General features: G+C 67.2%; 22 protein-coding genes and 1 tRNA gene. 15 read left to right on the top strand and 8 right to left on the bottom strand.

Translation table 11 applies throughout. The features are described 5' to 3' along the window. Positions 1-138: 138 nt before the first annotated feature. The 4 genes from CSQ85_RS03365 (at position 139) to mfd (ending at position 8,485) form a co-directional block, all read left to right on the top strand. Complete coding sequence (locus CSQ85_RS03365) at positions 139-3,432, top strand: UPF0182 family membrane protein (RefSeq protein WP_150382849.1); 3,294 nt, start codon at positions 139-141, stop codon at positions 3,430-3,432. Between the two features lie 130 nt (positions 3,433-3,562). Next, on the top strand, positions 3,563-4,087 hold the full coding sequence (locus CSQ85_RS03360) for a GNAT family N-acetyltransferase (RefSeq protein WP_150382848.1): 525 nt from the start codon (positions 3,563-3,565) through the stop codon (positions 4,085-4,087). A 218-nt stretch (positions 4,088-4,305) separates the two neighbouring features. Then, positions 4,306-4,905, top strand: a complete 600-nt coding sequence (pth, locus tag CSQ85_RS03355) for an aminoacyl-tRNA hydrolase (RefSeq protein WP_107041093.1) — start codon at positions 4,306-4,308, stop codon at positions 4,903-4,905. Further along, positions 4,895-8,485, top strand: coding sequence for a transcription-repair coupling factor (mfd, locus tag CSQ85_RS03350; protein ID WP_150382847.1), 3,591 nt, complete (start codon positions 4,895-4,897; stop codon positions 8,483-8,485). Before pth ends, mfd begins: the two co-directional genes overlap by 11 nt. 95 nt (positions 8,486-8,580) lie before the next feature. Here mfd and CSQ85_RS03345 read toward each other — a convergent pair whose 3' ends face one another. The 5 genes from CSQ85_RS03345 to CSQ85_RS03325 form a co-directional block, all read right to left on the bottom strand. Continuing rightward, positions 8,581-9,219, bottom strand: coding sequence for a hypothetical protein (locus CSQ85_RS03345; protein WP_150382846.1), 639 nt, complete (start codon positions 9,217-9,219; stop codon positions 8,581-8,583). Positions 9,220-9,221: 2 nt separating this feature from the next. After that, positions 9,222-9,707: a GNAT family N-acetyltransferase gene (locus CSQ85_RS03340; RefSeq protein WP_150382845.1), complete on the bottom strand. Its 486-nt coding sequence runs from the start codon at positions 9,705-9,707 to the stop codon at positions 9,222-9,224. A 47-nt stretch (positions 9,708-9,754) separates the two neighbouring features. Next, positions 9,755-10,501: an ABC transporter ATP-binding protein gene (locus tag CSQ85_RS03335; RefSeq protein WP_150383033.1), complete on the bottom strand. Its 747-nt coding sequence runs from the start codon at positions 10,499-10,501 to the stop codon at positions 9,755-9,757. A 72-nt stretch (positions 10,502-10,573) separates the two neighbouring features. Further along, entirely contained in the window at positions 10,574-11,605 is a 1,032-nt protein-coding gene (locus CSQ85_RS03330; protein WP_223846804.1) for an ABC transporter substrate-binding protein, read from the bottom strand. Positions 11,606-11,731: 126 nt separating this feature from the next. Beyond that, positions 11,732-12,478: an ABC transporter permease gene (locus CSQ85_RS03325; protein WP_190972888.1), complete on the bottom strand. Its 747-nt coding sequence runs from the start codon at positions 12,476-12,478 to the stop codon at positions 11,732-11,734. Positions 12,479-12,997: 519 nt separating this feature from the next. Between CSQ85_RS03325 and eno the strand changes: the two genes are divergently transcribed. The 9 genes from eno to CSQ85_RS03280 all read left to right on the top strand — a co-directional run bounded on the left by eno (position 12,998) and on the right by CSQ85_RS03280 (position 20,033). Beyond that, positions 12,998-14,296: a phosphopyruvate hydratase gene (gene eno / locus CSQ85_RS03320; protein ID WP_150382843.1), complete on the top strand. Its 1,299-nt coding sequence runs from the start codon at positions 12,998-13,000 to the stop codon at positions 14,294-14,296. Positions 14,297-14,399: 103 nt separating this feature from the next. Then, entirely contained in the window at positions 14,400-14,966 is a 567-nt protein-coding gene (locus tag CSQ85_RS03315; RefSeq protein ID WP_150382842.1) for an FtsB family cell division protein, read from the top strand. Positions 14,967-14,970: 4 nt separating this feature from the next. After that, positions 14,971-15,525, top strand: a complete 555-nt coding sequence (locus CSQ85_RS03310) for a DUF501 domain-containing protein (RefSeq protein ID WP_190972869.1) — start codon at positions 14,971-14,973, stop codon at positions 15,523-15,525. 77 nt (positions 15,526-15,602) lie between these two features. Further along, positions 15,603-16,604 (top strand): Ppx/GppA phosphatase family protein, encoded by a 1,002-nt coding sequence (locus CSQ85_RS03305; protein ID WP_150382841.1) that lies wholly within the window; start codon positions 15,603-15,605, stop codon positions 16,602-16,604. A 55-nt stretch (positions 16,605-16,659) separates the two neighbouring features. Beyond that, positions 16,660-16,739: transfer RNA gene (locus CSQ85_RS03300), tRNA-Leu, on the top strand. A 112-nt stretch (positions 16,740-16,851) separates the two neighbouring features. Beyond that, complete coding sequence (locus CSQ85_RS03295) at positions 16,852-17,421, top strand: cadmium transporter (protein WP_150383030.1); 570 nt, start codon at positions 16,852-16,854, stop codon at positions 17,419-17,421. Positions 17,422-17,443: 22 nt separating this feature from the next. Next, positions 17,444-18,904: an L-serine ammonia-lyase gene (locus tag CSQ85_RS03290; protein WP_150382840.1), complete on the top strand. Its 1,461-nt coding sequence runs from the start codon at positions 17,444-17,446 to the stop codon at positions 18,902-18,904. A 146-nt stretch (positions 18,905-19,050) separates the two neighbouring features. Next, positions 19,051-19,455 carry an FKBP-type peptidyl-prolyl cis-trans isomerase gene (locus CSQ85_RS03285; RefSeq protein ID WP_107041102.1) on the top strand — a complete coding sequence of 135 codons (405 nt, stop codon included), beginning with the start codon at positions 19,051-19,053 and terminating at the stop codon, positions 19,453-19,455. Between the two features lie 98 nt (positions 19,456-19,553). Further along, positions 19,554-20,033 carry a GreA/GreB family elongation factor gene (locus CSQ85_RS03280; protein WP_150382839.1) on the top strand — a complete coding sequence of 160 codons (480 nt, stop codon included), beginning with the start codon at positions 19,554-19,556 and terminating at the stop codon, positions 20,031-20,033. 99 nt (positions 20,034-20,132) lie between these two features. Here CSQ85_RS03280 and trhA read toward each other — a convergent pair whose 3' ends face one another. Then, on the bottom strand, positions 20,133-21,023 hold the full coding sequence (trhA, locus tag CSQ85_RS03275) for a PAQR family membrane homeostasis protein TrhA (protein ID WP_395956188.1): 891 nt from the start codon (positions 21,021-21,023) through the stop codon (positions 20,133-20,135). Positions 21,024-21,214: 191 nt separating this feature from the next. On the opposite strand from trhA, the gene CSQ85_RS03270 reads away from it, so the two are divergent. After that, a complete protein-coding gene (locus CSQ85_RS03270; RefSeq protein ID WP_107041104.1) occupies positions 21,215-22,705 on the top strand; it encodes a sensor histidine kinase in 1,491 nt (496 codons plus the stop codon). Between the two features lie 123 nt (positions 22,706-22,828). Here the strand turns inward: CSQ85_RS03270 and CSQ85_RS03265 are convergent, their stop codons facing one another. Next, on the bottom strand, positions 22,829-23,107 hold the full coding sequence (locus tag CSQ85_RS03265; RefSeq protein WP_034526413.1) for a WhiB family transcriptional regulator: 279 nt from the start codon (positions 23,105-23,107) through the stop codon (positions 22,829-22,831). A 125-nt stretch (positions 23,108-23,232) separates the two neighbouring features. After that, positions 23,233-24,240, bottom strand: coding sequence for an LCP family protein (locus tag CSQ85_RS03260; protein ID WP_223846802.1), 1,008 nt, complete (start codon positions 24,238-24,240; stop codon positions 23,233-23,235). On the opposite strand from CSQ85_RS03260, the gene CSQ85_RS13685 reads away from it, so the two are divergent. Next, entirely contained in the window at positions 24,239-24,817 is a 579-nt protein-coding gene (locus CSQ85_RS13685) for a hypothetical protein (RefSeq protein ID WP_150382838.1), read from the top strand. The two genes, CSQ85_RS03260 and CSQ85_RS13685, sit on opposite strands and share 2 nt — an antisense overlap. Positions 24,818-24,843: the final 26 nt, after the last annotated feature.

Raw genomic sequence — 24,843 nt, 5'->3', positions numbered from 1 at the left:
ATGACGATACTCCGGCCTCTGCTCGCTGTATCTCTGGTGTTTCGGTGGAACGGTCCCAAAAATTAGACAGCTTATCGTACCTTGGCCCCCGGCGAACGCACGGAATTGACATTCCCTACCTTTCTGTAGGCTGGTCTCATGTCTTTCTCAGATTTCCTCGGCATGTTCGACCCCGACTTCGACCCGCGCAACCCGCAGGGCTCCCGCGCGCCGCGCGGGGGGCGCGGCCGCGACGGCGACGGTCGCGACTCGGGCGACGACCCCATCATCATCAACGTGGAGACGGACGGCGACGACAGCCGTCCGAACGCCGGCTCCGGTTCCGGCACCCGACCGCCCCGCGGCCCGGCAGCGCCGCGCATCACACGCCGACCGAACCGTCCGAACCGTCCGGGCGGGGCCGGTTCAAGCCGCGGATCGAAGATCCTCATCGGCGTCGTGCTCGTGCTCGTCGTGCTCGTCGGCCTGTTCTTCGGCCTGTCGCGCTTCATCACCGACCTCATGTGGTACGGCCAGCTCGGCTTCCAGTCGGTCGTGTGGGTCGAACTGGGCACCAAGATCGGCCTGTGGGCGGCCTACGCCCTCGTGATGGCCCTCGTCGGCTTCGTGTCCGCGTGGCTCGCGATCCGCGCCCGCCCCGACGCCTCCGACGGCTCCACCGTGCGCGTCGACGGCGATGTCGTCGAGGTCGGCCAGTCGGTCAGCTCGAAGACCGCCCGCCGCGTGGCCGTCGTCGTCTCCGCGATCGTCGGCGTCGTGTTCGGCTCGCAGTTCAACGCGAACTGGGCCGATGTGCTGCTCATGTTCAACGCGCAGTCCTTCGGCGTGAAGGACCCCCAGTTCGGCCTCGACAACGGCTTCTACGTCTTCGTCCTGCCGGGGCTCAGGCTGGTGATGTCCGCTGTGTCGATGCTGCTGCTCATCGGCATCGTCTTCTCCGTCGTCACCCATGTGATGATCGGCGGCATCCGCCTGACCATGCCTGTCAAGGGCCGCGGTCTGTTCGCCATCACCAAGCGTGCCCGCCGCCAGATCGCGATCTGGCTCATGCTTAACATGTTCGGCTTCGCCGCGCAGATGGTCCTCGGCGTGTTCTCCAGCCTCACCCAGCAGGGCAGCCGCATCACCGGCGCCACCTACACCACCGTGCACGCCACGATCCCGGTCACCTTCGTGATGGCCGCGCTCGTCGCGATCCTCGGCGTCGTCCTCGGCGTGTGGCTGATGCGCTCGCATGCGCTCGAGGGCAGCGCGCCGATCGGCGTGCGCGCCTCCGCTGCCCTCAAGGCGTGGCGCACCCCGGTCGTCGCCATCGCGGTCGTGCTCGTCGTCTCCCTGGCGCTCACCGTCGTCTGGCCGACCCTGCTCCAGCGCTTCCGCGTCAACCCGAACGCGCAGGAGATGGAATCGACCTACATCCAGCGCAACATCGACGCCACGCGCGCCGCCTACGGCCTCGACAAGCTCAAGACCGAGAACTACAAGGCCACCACGAAGGGCGAGTCGGGTGCGCTGAGCTCGGAGGGCGAGACCACCGCGCAGATCCGACTGCTCGACCCGCAGGTCGTCTCCCCGACGTTCAAGCAGCTCCAGCAGTCCAAGCAGTACTACACCTTCGCCGACACGCTCGCCGTCGACAAGTACGAGATCGACGGCAAGAGCCAGGACACGGTCATCGCCGCGCGCGAGCTCGACCTCGCCGGCAACGACAACCGCAACTGGGTCAACGACCACACCGTGTACACGCACGGCTACGGCGTCGTCGCCGCATACGGCAACAAGGTGACCGCCGACGGCCAGCCGCAGTTCTTCGAATCGGGCATCCCGACCCAGGGCAAGCTCACCGAATCGGAGAAGTACGAGCCGCGCATCTACTTCTCGCCGAACATGAGCGAATACTCGATCGTCGGCGCCCCGGAGGGCACCGCCGCGTGGGAGTTCGACTACCCGACCGGTTCGAAGGGCGCCACCAACACGTTCTCCGGCGACGGCGGCCCGTCGGTCGGCAACCTGTTCTCGCGACTGCTGTACGCGATCCGCTTCGGCTCCGACCAGATCCTGTTTTCCGACCGCGTGACGAGTGAATCGCAGATCCTCTACGACCGCTCCCCGCGCGAGCGCGTCGCCAAGGTCGCCCCGTACCTGACGCTCGACGGCCGCGTCTACCCGGCGGTGGTCGACGGGCGCGTCAAGTGGATCGTCGACGGCTACACCACCTCCGACGCCTACCCGTACTCGCAGATGACCGACCTCGGCTCGGCCACGCAGGACTCCACCACGGTCTCCTCGAACACGGTCACTGGCCTCGGCACGCAGCAGGCCAACTACATCCGCAACTCGGTCAAGGCCACCGTCGACGCCTACGACGGCTCGGTGGACCTGTATGTGTGGGATCAGAACGACCCGGTCATCAAGGCGTGGGAGAAGGTCTTCCCCGGCCAGTACCACCAGCTGAGCGAGATCTCCGGCGACCTGATGAGCCACATGCGCTACCCGGAGAACCTGTTCAAGGTCCAGCGCGAGCTGCTCTCCAAGTACCATGTGACCTCCGCCAGCCAGTACTACTCCGGCGAGGATTTCTGGCAGACGCCGGTCGACCCGACCGAACCGCAGTCCCAGCAGAACCAGGACATCCTCCAGCCGCCCTACTACCTGACGCTGCAGACCGGCGGCACCAAGGAGCCGGTGTTCTCGCTGACCTCCTCGTACATCCCCGCCGGCACGTCCACGCGCGAGATCCTCACCGGATTCCTCTCCGTCGACTCCGACGCCGGGAACACGAAGGGCGAGATCGGGCCGAACTACGGCACGCTGCGATTGCAGGAGCTGCCGAAGGACTCCAACGTGCCCGGCCCCGGACAGGCGCAGAACAACTTCAACGCGGACGCCGACGTGTCCAAGGAGCTGAACCTGCTGCAGTCCGGTTCGACCGACGTGGTGCGCGGCAACCTGCTCACCCTGCCGCTCGGCGGCGGCCTCGTCTACGTGCAGCCGGTGTACGTCAAGTCGTCGGGCGCCACGTCGTTCCCGCTGCTCAAGAAGGTGCTCGTCGCGTTCGGCGATCAGGTCGGCTTCGACGACACGCTGGACGGCGCGCTCGACCAGGTGTTCGGCGGCGATTCCGGCGCCTCCGCGGGCGACGCGGAGAACACCGGCGGCTCCGATACGTCGGGCGGCAAGGGCTCGTCCGGTTCGTCCGGCCAGTCCGATAAGTCTCAGTCCGACCAGTCTGGCCAGACCGAAGGCAAGACCGACACCGGTTCCGGCTCCTCGTCCGACCGCAGCCCCGAGCTGCAGCAGGCCCTGACCGACGCCTCGCAGGCGATGAAGGACTCGCAGGCCGCGATGAAGGACGGCGACTGGGCCGCCTACGGCGAAGCCCAGAAGCGCCTCGAGGAGGCCCTCAACAAGGCCATCGAACTGGACCGGTGATCCGGTGATTTCCCGAAATTGTCGCGCTGACGGTGGCTCAGCGCGACAATTTCGGGAAACCGACCTTTTCCTCCGGAAATTGTTGCGCCGCTGATAGGCTCGGGGCATGTTCATGTCATCCATGTCATCCATGTCATCGTCGTCACTGAGCCCCGCATCACCGTATCGTTTCCGGGGCGCGACGCCTGAGGACCTCGCGGCCATCACTGACATCTACAACGCCTCGGTCGTCGAGGGTGGCGCCACCGCCGACCTGACGCCCCGCACTTTGGAGCAGCGCCGTCGATGGGTCGAGTCGCATCGGCCGCCCTACGGCGTGTTCGCCGTGGAGGCGGCGGATGGGGGCGTCGTCGCCTTCGGGGCGCTGTCGGTGTTCTACGACCGCGCCGGGTACGACGGCGTCACCGACCTCGCCTATTACATCGACCCCGCGTGGCGCGGCAGGGGAGTGGGCACGTTCCTCTTGGGCAATCTGCTTGATGAGGCCCGGGACCGCGGCATGCGCAAGGCGATCGGCGTCATCTTCGCCGACAACGCCGGATCGATCGCCCTGATGCGACGGTTCGGCTTCACCCGGTTCGGCGCGCTGCCCGCCGCGGCGAGCGACGCGAGAGGTGTGATGCACGATATGTCGTATTGGTACCTCGATCTCTAACAGCGAATCGTTCTCGATAACGGATGTGTGAGGGTTGACGGTGCGTCAATCGCACATGAATCGCCCGGAATCGGCTTCGTGCCAAGGTTCCGGACGGTGTGCGGTTGTTCGGAAACGTGCGTTTGGCTCACACTTTTCCTATCGAGAACGATTCGCTGCAAGGGTTTCCGACGCTATGGGTACAATCCTTAAGGTTTTCAAGGAACATAAGGAGTGACATGGCATCGGATTTCTGGCTGATCGCGGGACTGGGCAACCCCGGCAAGAAGTATGAGGGCACGCGCCACAACATGGGCTTCATGACCGCGGACGTGCTGGCCGAACGCTGGTCGGTCAACTTCGCCGACCACAAGGGGCTGGCGATGCTCGGCCGCTCCGTCATGAACCTCGACGGGCGCAGCGTCAAGTTCTTCCTCGCCAAGCCGCTGACCTACATGAACGAGTCCGGCAACGCCGTCTCCTCGATCGCCGCCTACTACCAGATCGAACCCGACCACATCGTCGTCATCCACGACGACATGGATCTGGAGTTCGGTCGCATCAAGGTCAAGGCGGGCGGCTCCGCGGGCGGCCACAACGGCATCAAGTCCATCGACCGATCACTTGGCACGCCGAAGTACGCGCGCGTGCGCATGGGCGTCGGCCACGCCAGGCGCGGCGCCAACGCGCACGACAACACCGTCAACTGGGTGCTCGGCGGCTTCGGCCCCGACCAGCGCAAGCAGCTGCCCGAATTCCTCGCCGACGGCGCCGACGCCGCCGAGGAGATCATCTTCCACGGACTCGCCAAGACCCAGGAGAAGTTCAATGGCCGCTGAGTCCGGCGCCGCCCCCGAGTCGACCCTCGTCAACGGCTCGCTCGCCGGCGTCCTCGAATCTCTCACCCGCGACCCCGTCTTCGGCAAGGTCGTCTCCGGCGGCATCGACGAGACCGACGACGTCGACGGGTCGATCGTCGTCGGCGCGCCCGAAGGCGTCCGTCCGGCGATCGCCGCCGCCATCGCGCGCGGCACCGTCGGCGGGAACGCCGGCACTGGCCCCCGTCCGGTCGTCCTCGTCGTCGCCTCCGGCCGCGAGGCCGAGGATATGGTCGGCTCCCTGCGCTCCTGGTACGACGGCGATCCGAACGACATCGCCCAGCTCGAGGCGTGGGAGACGCTGCCGCACGAGCGGCTCAGCCCGCGCGCCGACACCGTCGCGAGCCGTATGGCCGTCTTCCGCAGGCTGAGGCATCCGAGCGACGCGAACCCGATGTTCGGCCCCATCCGCATCCTCGTCATGCCGGTGCGCTCGCTCATCCAGCCGGTCGTCTCGGGACTCGCCGACGTCGAGCCGCTCGTCTTCACGCGGGGGCAGGACCTGCCGCTCGACGATGCGGCGAAACGCCTCATCGAGAACGCGTACACGCGCGTCGACCTCGTCATGGACCGCGGCGAGTTCGCGGTGCGCGGCGGCATCCTCGACGTGTTCCCGCCGACCGCCCCGCATCCGGTGCGCATCGAGTTCTTCGGCGACGAGATCGACCAGATCAGGGAGTTCCACGCCTCCGACCAGCGCACGTACGGCGAGGGGCTCAAGACCATCTGGGCGACGCCCTGCCGCGAGCTGCAGTTGACCGACAAGGTGCGCGCCCGCGCCAAGTCGCTGATCGGCTCGATCCCGAACGCCGGAGACATGCTCGAGTCGATCGCCAACGCGATTCCGGTCGAGGGCATGGAATCGCTGATGCCCGCGCTGATCGACGACATGGAGCCGGTCTCCACGATGATCGACGGGCATGCCGTCATCCTCCTGTCCGATCCGGAGAAGCTGCGTCGCGCCGCCGACGACCTGACGAAGACCGCGAACGAGTTCCTCGCCGCCAGCTGGCACGTCGCCGCGTCCGGCCACGGCGCGGGCGCCCCGATCAGCTTCGATCAGGCGAGCTTCCTCGACTTCGAGGGCACCGTGCGCGGGCTCGCCTGTGCGGGTCACGACGTCATCGACCTGACCAGCTTCACCGTCGACGACACGCGTCCCGGGCATGTGCAGATCGACGCGAAGAACCCGGCCGAATACCGCGGCGACGAGTCGAAGGCCGCGGCCGGCATCGAGGGCCTGATCGACGAGGGTCTCGAGGTCGTCATCACCGCCGGCGCGAAGGGCACGCTCGCGCGCCTCAAGCGCGCCGTCAACGAGACCGGCATCACCCGCTTCGAGACGATCCGCTCGCAGGCGCTCGACGGCTTCGTCGACCGGTCCGCGGGCGTCGCGCTGCTCACCGAACGCGACCTGACCGGCCGCACGTCCGCCGTAGGCGTCGCGAAGACGCCGAAGCGCCGCCGCAAGGCCATCGACCTGATGGAGCTCAAGACCGGCGACTACGTCGTGCACGAGCAGCACGGCATCGGCCGGTTCATCGAGATGCGCCAGCGCACGATCGGCACCGGCGCGAACCGGACGACGCGCGAGTACCTCGTCATCGAATACGCGCCGAGCAAACGCGGCGCCCCGCCGGACAAGCTGTTCATCCCCACCGACCAGCTCGATCAGGTCAGCAAGTACATCGGCGCCGAAACCCCGAAGCTCAACAAGCTGGGCGGCTCCGACTGGGCCGCCACCAAGGCGAAGGCGCGCAAGCACGTCCAGGAGATCGCCGACGACCTGGTCAAGCTGTATTCGGCCCGCCAGCGCACGCCCGGATTCGCGTTCAGCCCGGACACGCCGTGGCAGAAGGAGCTGGAGGACGCGTTCCCGTACCAGGAGACGCCGGACCAGCTGACCACCATCGACGAGGTCAAGGCCGACATGGAGAAGCCGCGCCCGATGGACCGCCTGATCTGCGGCGACGTCGGCTTCGGCAAGACCGAGATCGCGGTGCGCGCCGCGTTCAAGGCCATCCAGGACGGCAAGCAGGTGGCCGTGCTCGTGCCCACCACGCTGCTCGTCCAGCAGCATTACGAGACGTTCACCGAACGCTACGAGGGCTTCCCCGTCACCGTCAAGGCGATGAGCCGCTTCCAGAAGCCCAAGGAGATCCAGGAGACGATCGACGGGCTCGCCTCGGGCGGCGTCGACGTGGTCATCGGCACGCACAAGCTGCTGAACCCGAAGATCAAGTTCAAGGATCTGGGACTCGTCATCATCGATGAGGAGCAGCGGTTCGGCGTCGAGCACAAGGAGACGCTCAAGGCCTTGCGCACCAACGTGGACGTGCTCTCGCTCTCCGCGACGCCGATCCCGCGCACGCTCGAGATGGCCGTCACCGGCATCCGCGAGATGTCGACGCTCGCCACCCCGCCGGAGGACCGTCTGCCCGTGCTCACCTATGTGGGCGCGTACGAGGACGCGCAGGTGACGGCCGCGATCCGGCGCGAGCTGCTGCGCGGCGGACAGGTGTTCTACGTGCACAACCGCGTCGAGGACATCGCGCACGTCGCCGACAGGATCCACGGGCTCGTGCCCGAGGCGAGGGTCGCCGTCGCGCACGGCAAGATGGGGGAGAAGCAGCTCGACCAGGTGATCCGCGACTTCTGGCACCGCGACATCGACGTGCTCGTGTGCACGACGATCATCGAGACCGGGCTTGACATCTCCAACGCGAACACGCTGATCGTCGACCACGCGGACCGCTTCGGCCTCTCCCAGCTGCACCAGCTGCGAGGCCGCGTCGGCCGTGGCCGCGAGCGCGCGTACGCGTATTTCCTGTACGATCCGACCAAGACGCTCACCCAGCAGTCGCACGACCGTCTGGCCACGATCGCGCAGAACACGGCGCTCGGCTCCGGCTTCGACGTGGCGATGAAGGATCTGGAGCTGCGCGGCACCGGCAACCTGCTCGGCGACCAGCAGTCCGGCCACATCGAGGGCGTCGGATTCGACCTGTATGTGCGCATGGTCTCCGAGGCGGTCGAGGCGTACAAGGAGCCCGACAAGGCGGTCGAACCGGTCAACGTGTCGATCGACCTGCCCATCGAGGCGTCGATCCCGGTCGGGTACATCGACTCGGACAAGCTGCGTCTCGAGGCGTACCGCAAGCTCGCCGCCGCCCGCGACGAGCAGGATCTCAAGGAACTCGCCGAGGAGCTCACGGACCGTTACGGACCGCTGCCGGAGGAGTTCGAGATGCTCTTCGGCGTGGCGCGGCTCAAGTTCAAGGCGCGCAAGCTCGGCATCTCGGAGATCCTCGCGCAGTCGAACCGTCTGCGCATCGGCCGCGTCGATCCGCCCGAGTCAATCCTGATGCGCATGTCGCGCATCTACAAGGGGTTCCAGTACCGTCCGGTCACCCACCAGATGATCGTCCCGACCCCGTTCGCCGGCTCCCTCGGCGGCAAGCCCATGCCCGGCGAACAGGTCATGGACTGGGTGAGCGACCTCCTCAACGACCTGGCATGGACACCCCGGATGCGGAAATAGGAAACAGTCAGTGCGGTCGTCTTCTTGGCCCCCTCTGATGAGGGGGCTGTCGGCGGAGCCGACTGGGGGAGAGACGGCGTGCGGGGATTTTCACGTCACCCTTTCCCGTCACCGATGCCGAGCCGGGCTGCCAGCGAGTCGGTGAGCGCGAACGAGCCGTCGGCGTTCCTTGAGCCGGACGGCTCGTTCGCTGTCCGGTCGGTCACCGGGAACACGCTCAACGCCGGCGTCATCTCGTAATATCCGCCCGATTCCCCGTCGCCCGAATCGCCTGAATCGCCCGAATCGAGGAAGAACACGTACCGCTCGCCGACCGTGAGCTTGCCCGCGCCGGAGCCTTCGGCCGTGTACCCCCGGATGACGATGGTCTCGTCCGCGTGCGGCGGGTCGACCCGATCGGCACGATCCGCGTCGCCCGCCGAAACGCCGCCGAGCACCACGGCGTCGATCGCCGTGTCGTAGCCGGCGGTGTCGGCGTCGTCGCCAGCCCCGTCCGGCGCGGTGCACCCGGTGATTATCACGTACACGACGACGTCCGACGCCTCCTCCAGTTCGTCCAGGGAGTTGTACCACGGCCAGTCGTACTGCGCGTTCGACTCCCGGCCGGTGCAGTGCATGCTGGCGACCTGGACTCCGCTTTGCGCCGTGGCGCATCCCGTCAGGGAGACGAGGCACAGGATGGCCGCCGTCGTCGCGCCGATCGCCTTCACAACGGTCCGTGGTCTCACGGCCATGATCACAGGATCGTCTCCATGCCGATCTTGTAGGGTTTCAGGCCCATGGCCTCGTAGAACGCCTGCGCGCCGGGGTTGCACGACCACACGTTGAGGGTCACGTTGTAGCAGCCGTTCGCCTTGGCGACATCGATCACATGCCGGTAGACCGCTGTGCCGACGCCACGCCCGCGCGCCGCCTCGTCGACGCAGATGTCGTCGATGTAGAGCGTCGTGATGTCCGTCAGGACGTGGTTGTGCTGCGGACGCTGGAACACGCAGAACGCGTAGCCGAGCAGCGTCGCGTCGTCGGTGTCCGAGAAGACGCCGAACACGGGCGTCTCGTCGTCGGCGACGATTTCGGCCAGTTCCGTGTCCGTGTACTTCGTCGCGTTCGGCCGGAACAGGTCGGGACGCCCGTTGTGGTGGACGTCGGCGACCTGCCGCAGCAGCCGATGCAGTTCGGGGATGTCGCGCTCCTGCGCGCGGCGGATATGCGATTCGTTCATGAGCGCCAGTGTACTCGCCAGCGTCCGCCGCGCCGCCCGGCCGCCCGCTACCGCAACGCGGCGCGCAGACGGTCCTCGACCGCCGTGTGGTCCGCGGGGCGTCCCTCGGCGTCGGTCGAGGACCGGTCGATCGCGATGTCGGCCGCGATGACGCCGTCGGACATCACCAGCACGCGGTCGGACAGGCGCACGGCCTCGGCGATGTCGTGCGTGACCATGAGCACGCCCCAGCCGTGACCGGTCTCGAGAGAGGCGAGCAGATCCTGCATGTCGTAGCGGGTGAGCGAGTCGAGCGCGCCGAACGGCTCGTCGAGCAGCAGCAGTTCCGGGTCGCGCACGAGCGCGCGCGCCAGCGACGCGCGCTGCGCCTGGCCGCCGGACAGCGACGTCGGCCACGAGTCCATGTGGTCGGCGAGCTGCACCTGTTCGAGCGCCCGGCGGGCGACCCCGCGGCGCTCCGCCTTCGAGCCGGGCAGGCCCAGCGTCACGTTGTCCCACAGGCGGATCCACGGCACGAGCCGCGAGTCCTGGAAGCCGATCGCCTGCGACGCGCTCGCGCGCACGGCGCCGCCGGTGGGGGCGAGCAGGCCGGCGACGACGCGCAGCAGCGTCGACTTGCCGCAGCCCGACCGGCCGATCAGCGAGACGAACTCGCCGGCCCGCAGCGTGAACGAGATGTCGCGCAGCACATGGCGCGCCTCGCCGCCGCCGGCGAAGGACAGGGCGACGTGCTCGGCCTCGATCAGCGTCCGGTCCGAGCTCCGGTCCTCGGCCTGCGTCATGTCACGGTTCATGCGGTCCATGTCGTCCATCCGATCGTCCATGCGGTTGTTCATTGCTTCCGATTCCCGAGTTCCCGCGGTGCGTCACTTCGTGCAGTCGAGCACGTAGTCGTCGAGGTTCGGCTTCGACGTGATGAACCCGAAGTCGACGTACTGCTGCGCGATGTCGTCGAGCATCTGCCGCCCCTTGGCGTCGACCGGCAGGATCTCGGGGACGTCGAACTTGCGCACCTGGTCGACGATCTTGTCGGACGCGCCGAACTTCCTGTACGCGTCGTAGATGAACTCGGGGTCCTTGGCGGCGCGGTCGGACTCCTTGACGAGCGCCCGGTAGAGCTTCTTGACGATCTCGGGGTGGGCGGTGGCGAACTTGCGCGACACCATGTGCAGGGTCACGTTCTTCGAGTCGTAGTCCTTGCCGGTGGTGATGAGCTTCGCGCCGGGGGTGGCGATCGCGGAGGCGAGGTTCTGGTCGTACGTGGCCAGTGCATCGATCTTGCCGGAGGAGAACGCGGCGGCGAAGTCGGTCTGGCTCAGCTCGACCTCCTCGACCTTGGAGTAGTCGAGTCCGGCGTGCTCGAACGCGGCCTTGAGCACGTAGTCGCCGGTCGCGCCCTTCTTGTCGATGCCGACGCGCTTGCCGTACAGGTCCTTCAGCGTGGTGACGCCCGATCCGGGGGCCGCGACGATGCCCTGCGAGTCGCCGTCGTAGTATTCGATCGCGTACGCGACCCACGGCGCCTTCTGGTCGACGAGGTTGATGAAGTAGCCGGTGCCGGTGCTCGACGTGTCGGCCTTGCCGGCGAGGATCACCTTGTAGGCGTCGTCCGGCGGGTTGAACGGGCCGGAGAACTCGGCCTTGTACGGCGCCATCGTCGACTTGACGAAGGACTCGTCCTTGATCGTCGTCAGGTAGTTCGCGGTCGACAGGTAGGCGACGCGGATCGTGTCGTCCGCGGCGCCGGAGCCGGATGCGGAACCGGTGGACTGGGCGCCCGTGCCGCACGCGGCGAGCGCGAGGCCGGCGGCGAGCGCGCACACGGCGGCCGCCGCGCGGCGCAGCGTGGCGCGCATGCGGGAGGGGAGCGGACGGCGGGAGGTGTTCTGGATGGTCATGGGTGTTCGTGGTCCTTTGATGGATGGGGTATGTAAGGGATGCGGAAGATGAGGTGCGGGATGCGGGGACTCGGCGCGTCCGGCGGGCGGATCGGGCATCGGGCGGATCAGGCGGGGTGTGCGGTCCTACGCCGTTTTCGCCCGCCACGGCGTGAGCGCCCGTTCGAGCGCTCCGACGAGCGCCTCGGAGCCGAGACCGAGGATCGCGTACAGCACGACGCACAGCACCATCTGGTCGGTGCGCGAGAACTGCTGGGCGCGCGAGAGGATGTAGCCGATGCCGACGGTGGAGTTCACCGTCTCGCAGGTGACGAGCGCGATCCATGCGACCGTGATCGCGAACCTCAGTCCCGTCATGAAGCTCGGCAGCGCGCCGCGGAACAGGATGCGGCGGAACACCAGCGCGCGCGGCAGGTGGTAGGCGCGGGCCAGTTCGATGAGCTTGGGGTCGAGTCCGCGGATCCCGTCGCGCAGGTTCACGTAGATCAGCCCGAACACGCCCACGGCGATCAGCGCCACTTTCATCGTCTCGTCGATGCCGAGCCAGATGATCAGCAGCGGCGAGAGCGCGGGGAACGGGATCGCGCGCAGCATGTGCACCGGCTTGTCGATGATCGCGAAGCCGAGCCGGGTCGCGCCGGTGAGCACGGCGGCGGGCACCGCGAGCGCGATGCCGAGCGCGAGTCCGAGCAGGACGCGCACGAGGCTCATGCCGATCGACGGCCACAGGAGGTCTTCGGCGTTGAGGTCGTTCCATGCGGCGACGACCTCGGCCGGCGAGGGCAGCGGGCGCGTGTCGGCGGGGGAGAGGGTGGCGAGATACCACCACAGAAGCAGTGCGAGCGTCGACAGCCATCCGGCGAGCGGTGTCATCGCCTTCAGCGCGCGGGTGCGGCGAGGGGTGCGGCCCGCATCGTTCGCGGGTCCCTCGCCGGCGGATACGGCTCCGCCCCGGTCATTGCGCTGATGGTTCGACGCCGGCGGACGGTCGTGGGGACGCACGGATGAGGCGTGCATCTGACATTCCCTTCGTTAGTGCTGGCTACATCAGGTTCGACGAGTATGATCTCAGCCCAGCCGGCCCGCTTTCGTCCCCGCGTGGATTCCAGCGTGTTTGAGGCGTTCGGCCCGGGCACCCCGTGTCTGGTGTGGCCCATTGGAACTCACATGCTGGACAATGCCTGAACGCGATGCGCGCGTTCCTTGGTACGCTGGTCCCGACGCCTCCCCATAGCGCCTTCAGACGAACATAAAGGGAACTTCAGGCGTAGTTTTGGTGTATTTCCAATGACTGTGAGCGCTCACAACACGCTTGTGCCGCATCTTGCGCGTAGTCCACAAATCGCACTATTCTTGACGATGTCATCACAACATAACGTTAAAGGAGTAGTTGTGGCAGCAATTGAAAGCGTGTACGCGCGTCAGATTCTCGATTCCCGCGGCAACCCGACCGTCGAGGTCGTCCTCGACACCGAGGATGGCGCCCGTGGTCTGGGCCTGGTTCCGTCCGGTGCCTCCACCGGCGAGGCCGAGGCCTGGGAGCGTCGTGACGGTGACAAGTCCGTCTACGGCGGCAAGGGCGTTCTGAACGCTGTCAAGGCCGTCAACGAGGAGATCGCCCCGAAGGTCATCGGCCTGGACGCCTCCGATCAGCGCGCCCTCGACGACCTGATGATCGAGCTCGACGGCACCCCGAACAAGGGCCGTCTCGGCGCCAACGCCATCCTCGGCGTCTCCCTGGCCGCCCTGTACGCCTCCGCCGAGTCCGCGGACCTGCCGCTGTACCGCTACATCGGCGGCACCAACGGTCACATCCTGCCGGTTCCGAACATGAACATCATGAACGGCGGCGCCCACGCCGACTTCGCGACCGACATCCAGGAGTACATGATCTCCCCGTACGGCTTCGACTCCTTCCACGAGGCCCTGCGCGCCGGCGTCGAGGTCTACCACACCCTCAAGAACGTCCTGAAGAAGGAAGGCCTGAACACCGGCCTCGGCGACGAGGGCGGCTTCGCCCCGAAGCTGAAGTCCAACAAGGACTCCCTGAACTACATCGTCGACGCCATCTCCGCCGCCGGCTACGAGCCGGGCAAGCAGATCGGCATCTGCCTCGACGTCGCCTCCTCCGAGTTCTACAACAAGGAGACCGGCAAGTACCACTTCGAGGGCGACGACCGTGACGCCGAGTACATGCTCGACTTCTACGAGCAGCTCATCGACGAGTACCCGATCGTCTCCATCGAGGACCCGTACCAGGAAGAGGGCTGGGACGACTGGGCGAAGATCACCGCCAAGCTCGGCGACCGCCTCCAGTTCGTCGGCGACGACCTGCTGGTCACCAACCCGAAGCGCCTGCAGAAGGGCATCGACATGGGCGCGGCCAACTCCCTGCTGGTCAAGCTCAACCAGATCGGCTCCGTCACCGAGACCCTCGACGCCATCGAGCTGGCCACGGCCAACGGCTTCACCTCCATGGTCTCCCACCGTTCCGGCGAGACCCCGGACACCACCATCTCCGATCTCGCGGTCGCCAAGAACACCCGCCAGATCAAGACCGGTGCCCCGGCCCGTGGCGAGCGCGTTGCCAAGTACAACCGCCTGCTCGAGATCGAGGAGGAGCTCGGCTCCACCGCTCAGTACGCCGGCTACAGCGCCTTCAAGGCCTGCAAGAAGTACATCGCCAAGTGAGTCTCTGACTCGCCGCGCCGTACCCCGGCCAGCTGACGCCTGCTGAAACAGGCTTGTGATACCCGTCGCGTTCCGTCGAACGCGGCGGGTATTTTTGTGATCCATGAGCACACGGAACCGGAACACGCCGAAGGATGCCAAACGGGATCCCAAGGACAAGGCCCTGAATGTCAAGAAACGCCAGCGTTCCGGCAACTTCGGACCCATCGCCTTCTTCGTCTCGCTGTTCATCGTGGCGGTCGGCGCCATCCAGCTGGTCTCCACGTTCAACACCTACGCCACCGATCTGGCGCACCTGAACAGCCTCAAGCGTCAGGAGGCGGCGCTCATCGCCCAGAAGCAGGAGCTTGAGAACGACATTTCCCGCTGGAACGACAAGAATTATGTGGCGGCGCAGGCCCGCGAGCGTCTGGGATTCGTCTTCCCCGGCGAGCAGTCGGTTCTCGTGCAGAACCCGCAGGCCGTGACCGGCGACGAGGGGGCCGACACATCGACCACCGACAAGACCGCGTCGGGCGACACCTCGAAACAGCTGCCTTGGTACAGTGAACTGTCGTACGCGTTCAAGAAGGCCGACGAGCCCGCCGACGACACCACGGCGAACGCGAAGAACGGCACAAACACGACCACGAACACAGACACGAACACGACGAACACGAAGGAACAGTAGAGCAGTGACCCAGACCGAACCGTCGCAACTGGCGGACGCCATCCTCGAACACCCCGCAACCGACGAGGACTACGCCATCGTCGAACGCCAGCTCGGACGCTACCCGCGCGGCATGGTCGCCGTGGGTGCTCGCTGCGTGTGCGGCAGGCCGCTCGCCGTCGTTACCCGCCCGCTGCTGCCCGGCGGCGTGCCGTTCCCGACCACCTGCTACCTGACCAGCCCCGAGGCGGTCAAGGCCGCATCCCATGTGGAGGCGGACGGCGCGATGCGCGAGTACACCGAACTGGTCGAGCATGACGAGGACGTCAAGGCCGCCTACGCCAAGGCCCACGAGCTGTACCTCGCGTTCCGCCACGAGATCGCGGCCAAGCTCGGCGACAGCGAGGAACACATCGAAGGCACGTCCGCGGGCGGCATGCCCGTGCGCGTCAAATGCCTGCACGCGCTGATCGCCCAGTCCCTCGTGATGGGCCCCGGCGCCAACCCGATCGGCGACATGGTCCTGGAGCGCGTACGCGACGAGTTCGACCCGGCCGTGTGCCGCTGCAGCGTCGAATAGTCCGGAAGAACGGTCCGGGAACAGGGCAGCCAGACAAGGGCAGCCAGACAAGACAGTCATAAGGACAGGAGAGACATATGGTCAGGTCGGTAACCGTCGCGGGCGTCGACTGCGGCACCAATTCCATCCGGCTCAAGGTGGTCCGCGTCGACGAGCATGGGGGCGTCACCGAGATCGTGCCGCGCGTGCTGCGCGTCATCCGCCTCGGACAGGACGTCGACAAGACCCACCGCTTCGCCGACGAGGCGCTCGAACGCGCCTATGCGGCCGCCCGCGAGTTCGCGGGGATCCTCGCCGATCACCCCGTCGACGGCATCCGCTTCGTCGCCACTTCCGCCACGCGCGACGCCGAGAATCGCGAGGAGTTCGAGGACGGCATCGAGCGAATCCTCGGCGTGCGCCCCGAGGTGATCCCCGGCACCGAGGAGGCCGACCTGAGCTTCCTCGGCGCCACGTCGGTGGTCGACCGCGGCGAACTGCCCGCCCCATACCTCGTCGTCGACCTCGGCGGCGGCTCGACCGAGCTGGTGCTGGGCGGCGACGGCGTGGACCAGCCCGCCACGCGCGTCCAGGCCGCGTTCTCGATGAACATCGGCTCGGTGCGCATGACCGAACGCCACCTCAAGACCGACCCGCCGACGCCGGACGAGATCGCCGAGGCCGTCGCCGACATCGACGAGCACATCGACGAGGCGTTCCGTGTCGTCCCGGCCGGCCTGACCCGCACGATCATCGGCGTGTCCGGCACGGTCACGACGATGACCGCGCTCGCCATGGGACTGAAGGAGTACGACCACTCCGCCGTCGACGGCCACCGCCTCGCGATCGAGGACGCCTACGCCGTCGACGAGCGATTCCTCAACATGACCCGCGCCGAACGCGCCGAATACAAGACCATCCATCCGGGCCGCATCGACGTGGTCGGCGGCGGCGCGCTCGTGTGGAACCGCGTGCTCGCCAAGGTCTCTGAGGCCGCGAAGGCGGCCCACGGCGAGACGATCGACTCGTACGTCGCCAGCGAGCACGGTCTGCTCGACGGCATCGTCCTCGACTACGGCCGTCGTCTGCTCGCCGCGTAGACGGCGTACGCGACGGCGTAGCGTACAATATAACGGTTGGCCGTTCGCGGCCGACGCCCCCGTGGCGAAATCGGTATACGCAGTCGACTTAAAATCGATCGCTTCGGCTTGCGGGTTCGAGTCCCGCCGGGGGCACCTTCGCAAAACGCATCGCGACAGCGCATCTCGACGAAACAAAGGGCGGATACCCTCGTGTCGAGATTTTCAGATGATGCTGATGATGCACGACCTCAAGGAGGGTTCCGCCATGGCCGCCAACTGGACCGACGTCGAGAAGGACACCGCCACCGGGTTGCCGGTCATGCTCGCGCAGAACGTCATCGCCGGCACGGCGCTGAGCGTCGGCGCGCTCGCCTGCTCCGGCTTCTACCTGTCGATGATCGGCAACGTGGCCTCGCTGGTCCCGTGGGCGCTCATGGTCACGCTCGTCGCCGTCGCCTTCACCTACGTCGTCGGCTTCGCCCTGCTGTGGTGCGTCGAATCGTTCACGCTGCGCATGCGCGAGAAATTCAAGCCGATCGCCTACGGTGTGGTCGGCGCGATCGGCTACGGCGTGTGGGGGATGTTCGTGATGAGCAGCCTGATGAACTCGCTCGACCAGCCGCTCAACGGCGTCGTGCTCGCCAACGGCGACATCGCCGCGCTCACCGTCAACTACGCGGTCTTCGGCTTCATCGCCTACCTGCTCGCGCAGGCGTACGGCAAGGCCCTCGCCGCGAGGAAGGGCCTCGCGATCGGCCTGCTCGTCGCGCAGGTCGTGCTGGCCGCGCTCGGGCTCGTCGTCGGTGTCATGATGTTCTCCGCGCTCGCCCGCTAGCGTTAAGGAAACGGGAGGTTCCATGTTCAGCGTCCTCGACATGTTCAAGATCGGCGTGGGGCCCAGCTCCTCGCACACCGTCGGCCCGATGGTCGCGGCCCATGACTTCGTCTCCTCGATGCGTGACGCCGGCCTCATCGAACGCGCCGGCCGCGTGAAGGTCACCCTCTACGGCTCCCTGTCGCTCACCGGTCTCGGTCACGGCACTGACCGCGCCGTCATGGCCGGGCTCGAGGGCAACGTCCCCGCCTCCGTCGACACGCAGCACATGCTGCGCATCCGCGAGACCTGCGCGCTCGACGACACCCTGAACCTCGCCGGCGCCAAACGCATCCGCTTCGTCTACGACAGGGACATGGTCTTCGACCGGTGGCGCCGCATGGCCGCCCACCCCAACGGCATGCGATTCCAGGCGTTCGACGACGACGGCAACCTCGTCGACGAGCAGGTCTGGTATTCGATCGGCGGCGGCTTCGTCCGCCGCGGCGCCCCCGACGACCCGATGATCGGCATCCACGACCGTCCGTCGGAGGGCACGTCGTTCGCTGACCGCGACGAGGGATCGTCCACCGACTTCGGGCCGGACGCGCCCTACCCGTTCGCCTCCGGCGCCGAACTTGTCGCCCTGTGCCGCGAGCACCATCTGAGCATCGCCGAACTGGTCTGGGCCAACGAGACCGCCACGCGCTCGGCCGTGCAGGTGCGGGCCGACATCGACAGGGTGTGGAAGGTCATGCGCGAATGCGTCGACCATGGCTGCACGTCGAACGAGCCGACGCTGCCCGGCGGGCTCGACGTGCCCAGGCGCGCCCCGCGCATGTACGGCCGCCTCGCCTCCAACTCCGACGTGCTCAAGCGCGGGCGAAGCCGCCGCGACGCCGTCCTCGAATCCTCCGACGCCGCGTGGGTGAACCTGTTCGCGCTCGCCGTCTCCGAGGAGAACGCCGGGGGAGGGCGGATCGTGACCGCGCCGACCAACGGGTCGGCCGGCATCATCCCCGCGGTGCTCCACTATTACTGGCACTTCATGGACGACGCCAACGAGGAGGGCGTCGTCACGTTCCTGCTGACGGCCGGCGCGATCGGCTACCTGTTCAAGCGCAACGCGTCGATCTCCGGCGCCGAGGTCGGCTGCCAGGGCGAGGTCGGATCGGCCTGTTCGATGGCCGCCGCCGGGCTCGCTGCGGTGCTGGGCGGCACCCCGGAGCAGGTGGAGAACGCCGCCGAGATCGGCATCGAGCACAATCTGGGCCTGACCTGCGACCCGGTCGGCGGCCTCGTGCAGATCCCGTGCATCGAACGCAACGCGATGGCCGCGAACACCGCCATCAACGCGGTGCGCATGGCGATGCTCGGCGACGGATCGCACATCGTCACGCTCGATCAGGCCATCGAGACGATGCGCGAGACCGGCGAGGACATGATGGCCAAGTACAAGGAGACCTCCAAGGGCGGTCTCGCGGTCAACGTCGTCGAATGCTGAGCGCGCGGGCCGGTGCGGACGCCGGCCGCGAAACCGTGGCCCCGACCGGTGCGAGGTCGGCGGTTCGGTGCTAATATGATCGGCATTGTGTCCGGTTGGGTCCAGTGGGACGCCGCCGTGAGACGCCACCCGTAAAGGAGGAAACCATGGCTGATATGCCTTCCGTGCAGGCCGAGTTCGGCACCACGCCCGTCATCGAGTTCCCCGCGGCCGAGCCGCCGGCGGGCCTCAAGGCCGTCGAGGTCATCGAAGGCGACGGTCCGATGGTCCGTCGCGGCGACACCGTCACCGTGAACTACCACGGCGTCGTGTGGGGCAAGGACAAGCCGTTCGATTCCAGCTTCGACCGCCATCAGCCGGCCAGCTTCGGCATCGGCGTCGGCCAGGTCATCAAGGGCTGGGACCAGACCGTGCCCGGCCACAACGTCGGCTCCCGTCTGATCGTCTCGATCCCGCCGGAGTACGGCTACGGCTCCCGTGGCGTCCCGCAGGCCGGCATCGGCGGCGGCGACACCCTCGTGTTCGTCATCGACATCATCTCCACGCGCTGAGCCCCATCGGCAACGCGACAACCTTTCAAGGAAGCGCCGGAGACGAGTCCGGCGCTTCCTCGTATATTCACGCACATCACACCAGAAGGACAACCATCATGACTGAGGAAAAGACGATCCTGCTGACGCAGGATGCCTACGACAAGATGCAGGAGGAGCTCGCCTGGCGCAAGGGCGAGTACCGCGACGAGATCCTTGCCAAGGTCTCCGCGGCGCGCGCCGAGGGCGATCTGAGCGAGAACGGCGGCTACCAGGCCGCACGCGAGGCCCAGCGCGTCAACCAGGGCCGCATCGACGAGCTCACCGTCAAGCTGCGCAACGCCCAGATCCTGACCGCCCCGCCGGAGGGCAAGGTCGGCGACGGATCGCTGGTCACGATCGAGGTCATGGGCCGAGAGAAGGTCTTCGTGCTCGGCACCCGCGACCTGTCGATCGCCACCGACTATGACATCGTCAGCCCGGAGTCCCCGATCGGGGCCGCCATCAACGGCGCCAACGCCGGCGACACCGTGAGCTACAAGGCGCCGAACGGCCGCGAGATCTCCGTGACCGTCAAGTCCGCCAAGCCGCTCGTCTGAGCGTCCGGCGACGGTCATGCAAGGGCCCCCGCACTGCGTGCATGAACCGCGGTGCGGGGGCCCTTTCGTCTCGTGCGGTCCGTCTCGCTCCGGGCTGCGTCACACCCACAGGGCCACGATCACCATGTAGATCGCGACCATGTGGCACGCGTACCCGGCGACGGTGCCGCAGTGGAAGATCTCGTGGAAGCCGAACACCTTCGGCCACGGGTCGGGCCGGCGCAGCGCGTAGACGATCGCGCCGAGGATGTAGCAGGCGCCGCCCGCGCACAGCAGGACGACCACGGCCGGCCCCGCGTACGGGGAGGTCCAGAACAGGGCCATGAACGCGAGCCCGTAGATGCCGAAGACGATGTACACCAACGTATACAGCCATCGCGGAGCGTTGATCCAGATCACGTGGATGATGATCGCCACGGCGGTGCACGCCCACATCGAGATGATGATGAAATTGCGCCAGAACGGCTGCAGGGCGAACGAGACCGGCGTGTACGTGCCGGCGATCAGCAGGAAGATGTTCACATGGTCGATGCGCCTGAGCACGTCGGTCACGCGCGGGCTCCAGTCGCCCAGATGGTAGCAGGCCGAGTTGGTGAACAGCACCAGCGAGGCCACCATGAACACCGCGCACGCCCATTTGAGGCCAACCCCCTGCGCGAGGCAGATGAGCACGATGCCGGCCGCCAGCGACAGGGGGGCCGCCACCGCGTGGATCCAGCCGCGCATCGCCGGCTTCGGACGGCCGTGCACGTCGAGGCGGATCTTGCGCTCGACCTCGGCCGGGGCGATGCCCTCGAGCCGCGCGGCCCGCTCCTCGCCCTTGGCGATGACGTGCTTGGCCTTCGCCTCGGCCTTCGAGCGGATGCGTTCGGCCTTGAGCTTCGCCTTGAGCCGAGCGGCGTCCGCACGGGCCTTGAGCGCCTGCTCGCGTGCCTCGGTCACCGCCTGCCGCCGGGCCTGGATCTCCTCGTCGGTCATCATCGTGTGCATCGTGTCCGTCGCCTCCGGTCTCGTCGTGATGCCGCCATCATATGGGGTGCCGATTACCGGCCTCGCGATATTGACGATCCTGTAACTTACGTCACCGTAACCTACGATAGCGTAGGTTATCGGAAAGTCAAGCGTCATGCGTCGATGCCCGGGATGCGACCCCGCGCGGACGGCATGCGTATGATGGACGCATGGCAGATTTCTCACAGATACTCGCAACGCGGCCTGACCTCGACGACCGGGATCGCGAATGGCTGCACCAGCTGGTCGCCGACTGGCAGGTGATCGCCGACCTGAGCTTCGCCGACCTGCTGCTCATCATGCAGAACGGCGACGGCCGGTACGTGGTGGCCGAACAGTGCCGCCCGTCCACGGTGATGACCCTACGCACCGATGACGTGGTCGGTGACGTCATGCCCGAATCGATGACCGGCGAGCTCGACGCGGCGATGGAATCGGCGGTCGTCTTCCGCTCCACCGTGCTCAGGACCGTCGGCAAGTCCACCGTGTGCAACGTCTACGCGCCCGTGCGCCACAACGGCAAGACCCTAGGGCTCGTCGTGCGTGAGACCAACATGGCCACGCGCGAATCCAACGGCCGCTACGAGTCCGAAAGCATCAACGCCGGCAAGCAGCTCTACGAGATGATCCCGCGCGGCCAGTTCCCGTACTCCGACTCGGTGATGAGCCAGCGCCACGTCGCGCGCGTCGCCGACGGCTTCATCGTCCTGACGATGGACGGCGTCGTCCGCTACGCCTCGCCCAACGCTATCAGCTGCTTCCGCAGGCTGGGCCTGCTCATCACGATGCAGGGCCACTACCTGAGCGAGCTCGGCACCGACCTGCTCGAGGAGCAGAAGGAGCAGGTCGACGAGCAGCTGCCGCTCGTGCTGAGCGGCAAGGCGGCGGTCGACTCCGAGATCACGACGAAACGCTCCGCCGTCTCCGTGCGCTCGCTGCCGCTGTACGACATGAATGGGCGCGTGGGCAGCATCGTGCTGTGCCGCGACGTCACCGAGCTGCGCCGGCGCGAGCAGGAGCTGCAGACCAAGAACGCGGCGATCTCCGAGATCCACCACCGCGTGAAGAACAACCTGCAGGCCGTCTCCGCGCTGCTGCGGCTGCAGGCGCGCAAGACCAAGTCGGAGGAGGTCCGCAAGGAGCTCAAGGAGGCGCAGCGCCGTGTGCAGACCATCGCGATGGTGCACGAGGGGCTGAGCCAGACCGTCGACGAGATCGTGGACTTCGACAAGGTCATCGCCGGACTGCTCAAGATGGCCGTCGACGTGGCCACGATGCGCGACCAGCACATCTCCATCGACTTCGTCGGCAAGTTCGGCATGATGCCCGCCCAGGACGCGACGCCCCTGTCGCTGGTCCTGACCGAGCTCATCACCAACTCCGTCGAGCATGGATTCGAGGGGCGCACACAGGGCCACATCACGATCTCGGTGGGCCGTTCCGGCTCCAACCTCAACGTGGTCGTCGAGGACGACGGCACCGGACTGGGCTCCGAGTCGCAGGGCGGCATGGCCAAGTCCTCCGGCTCCGGCCTCGGCACGCAGATCATCAACACCTTCGTGACCAACGACTTCGGCGGTACGGTCAAGTGGGAGCCGCGCCGCGGGGGAGGCACGCGCGTGGTCCTCGACATGACCCTCAGGGCCGCGCAGGCCGAGTAGCCGGAGGGGCGGGGGAGTAGCCGAGTCTCCCAGCCGAAACAGCCGAGGGGCTTCGATCCCGTTTTTCGGATCGAAGCCCCTCGGCCGTTCGTCGTACGAATGTGAATGCCGTATGGCCGGATGTCAGATCTGCATCTGCATGGCCTGCGAGCGGCGCAGACGCATCGCCTTGCGCTTGAGCTGGCGACGCTCGTCCTCACTCAGGCCGCCCCACACGCCGTAATCCTGATTGGTGTCCAAGGCGCACTTGAGGCACGCGTCGATCACCTTGCAGGTACGGCACACGGCCTTGGCCTCCTCGATCTGCTGGTATGCCGCGCCGGTGTTGCCCACCGGGAAGAACAATTCCGGATCCTTGTCACGGCACGCAGCCTTGGCACGCCAATCGTAAGCACTGCTCATCGTCGTTTCCTTTCCTGTCCGAGCCCTGAAAATTCGCATCCAGTACGTACTACCTAAGCACGTTCGCATGCTTTTTTCAAGATTTTTCCTTAAAAGAGATATTCCATGCCGTCTCGTCGGGCGAGTCACGATGCGGACGTCGAGGACGTCGACTCCGCCAGCGTGCCGACGGTGCCGGCCTTGTGACCGCCGTGGGCGAGCTCGGAGAACAGCTCGAGGTTGCGGCTCGAATCGAGCAGCACCGTGGAGCCGACGCCCGACACCTGGTAGTCGGGGTTCGTCCAGTACACGCTGCCGGTCACGCCGTTCGCGCCGGTCGCCCCCTTGAACGCGAGCGCCATCTGCGCGAGCGTCATCGGCGAGGAGCCGTCGTCCACGGTCAGCGCCTCGAGCCCGGCGGAGGCGATCTTCGTGACCTTGGCCGGGTTGGTGAGCACCGCGGAGGAGGACGCCTTCTTCACGATCGCGGCGATGACCTGACGCTGGCGCTGCGCGCGGCCGAAGTCGCCGTTCGCGTCGGCGTAGCGCATGCGGGAGAACGCAAGCGCGGTGCCGCCGTCCGCCTCATGGCATCCGGCCTGCCAGTTGAGTCCCGAATCGGGGTCGTTGACGGTCTGGTCGTAGCACAGGCTGACGCCGCCGACCGCGTCGACGACGTTCTTGAGGCCGCCGAACTTGATCTTGGCGATGTGGTCGATGTGCTGTCCGGTGATCTGCTCGACCTCGCCGACCAGCGCCTTGTTGCCTTTGATCTGGGCGACGGCGTTGATCTTCATGTAGGTGCCGTCGACCTGCGTCAGCGAGTCGCGGGGGATGGAGATCAGGGAGCTCGGCCCGTGGCCGGGCTTGGTGAGCACGAGGATCGTGTCGGTGCGGAATCCGGGCGTGTCGTCGGCCGAGCCGCCGGCGGTGCCGTCGCGTTCGTCGGAGCCGAGGATGAGCCATGACTGCGCCGACGTGTCCGCCGAGGTGGTGAGCCATCCCTCCTGCTTGTTGAGGCGGGAGTCGACCCAGTTCCATGCGCCGAAGACGGCCAGCAGCAGCGCCGCGGCGAGCAGGGCGATCGCGATCGCGACGACCCTGCCGGGGCGTACGCGGACGCCGGCGCCCGATCGCCGGCCGGAGAAGGCCATGACGCGCGCGCCCGCGGCCGATGACGACGGCCGCGGGGAGGCTGGGGACGCGACGCCCCCCGACCGGCCTGCCCTCCTGCCGGAAGCGGGGGAGACGGGGGCCGCCGAGGTCGATCCCGACGTGCGTCGCGGTGTGCGCGAGGGGGCCGAGGGGGCGAACCGGCGCGGTGCGCCTGCCGCTGAAGAGGATGCGGAAGAGGACGCCGGGGCGGATGCGCGCGCGGTCGCGCGCGGCGAGGCGGCCCGGCGCGAGCCCGAGGCCCGTCTCGGGGTGAACGACGCCGGCATCGCGCCGTCCGGTGATTCCGCCGGGGCCGACGGCGTGGAGGATCTCGGCGCCGCCTCGTGCCGCGGGGTGGAACGGCGCCCCGACGGGTTGAAGCTCGGGGGATTGGAGGTGATCGGCGCCGGCTCGTCCTCGGCGGCGCCGGCATGCCGTCCGGCGGAGGGGCGCAGGGAACCGGAATCGATGATCGGACCGGTGGGCTGGGAGCGGCGACGGGAACCCGAGGGGATGAAACTCGGCGGGATCTGGGACCCCGCCCCTTCGCCTTGCTGCACGCTATGCCTCCCGTAACGAATCCGAACTTCTGTCACTGTCGC

The organism is Bifidobacterium rousetti (assembly GCF_008698235.1).
Lineage (GTDB): Bacteria > Actinomycetota > Actinomycetes > Actinomycetales > Bifidobacteriaceae > Bifidobacterium > Bifidobacterium rousetti.
This window is presented reverse-complemented; position numbering and strand designations above follow the sequence as displayed.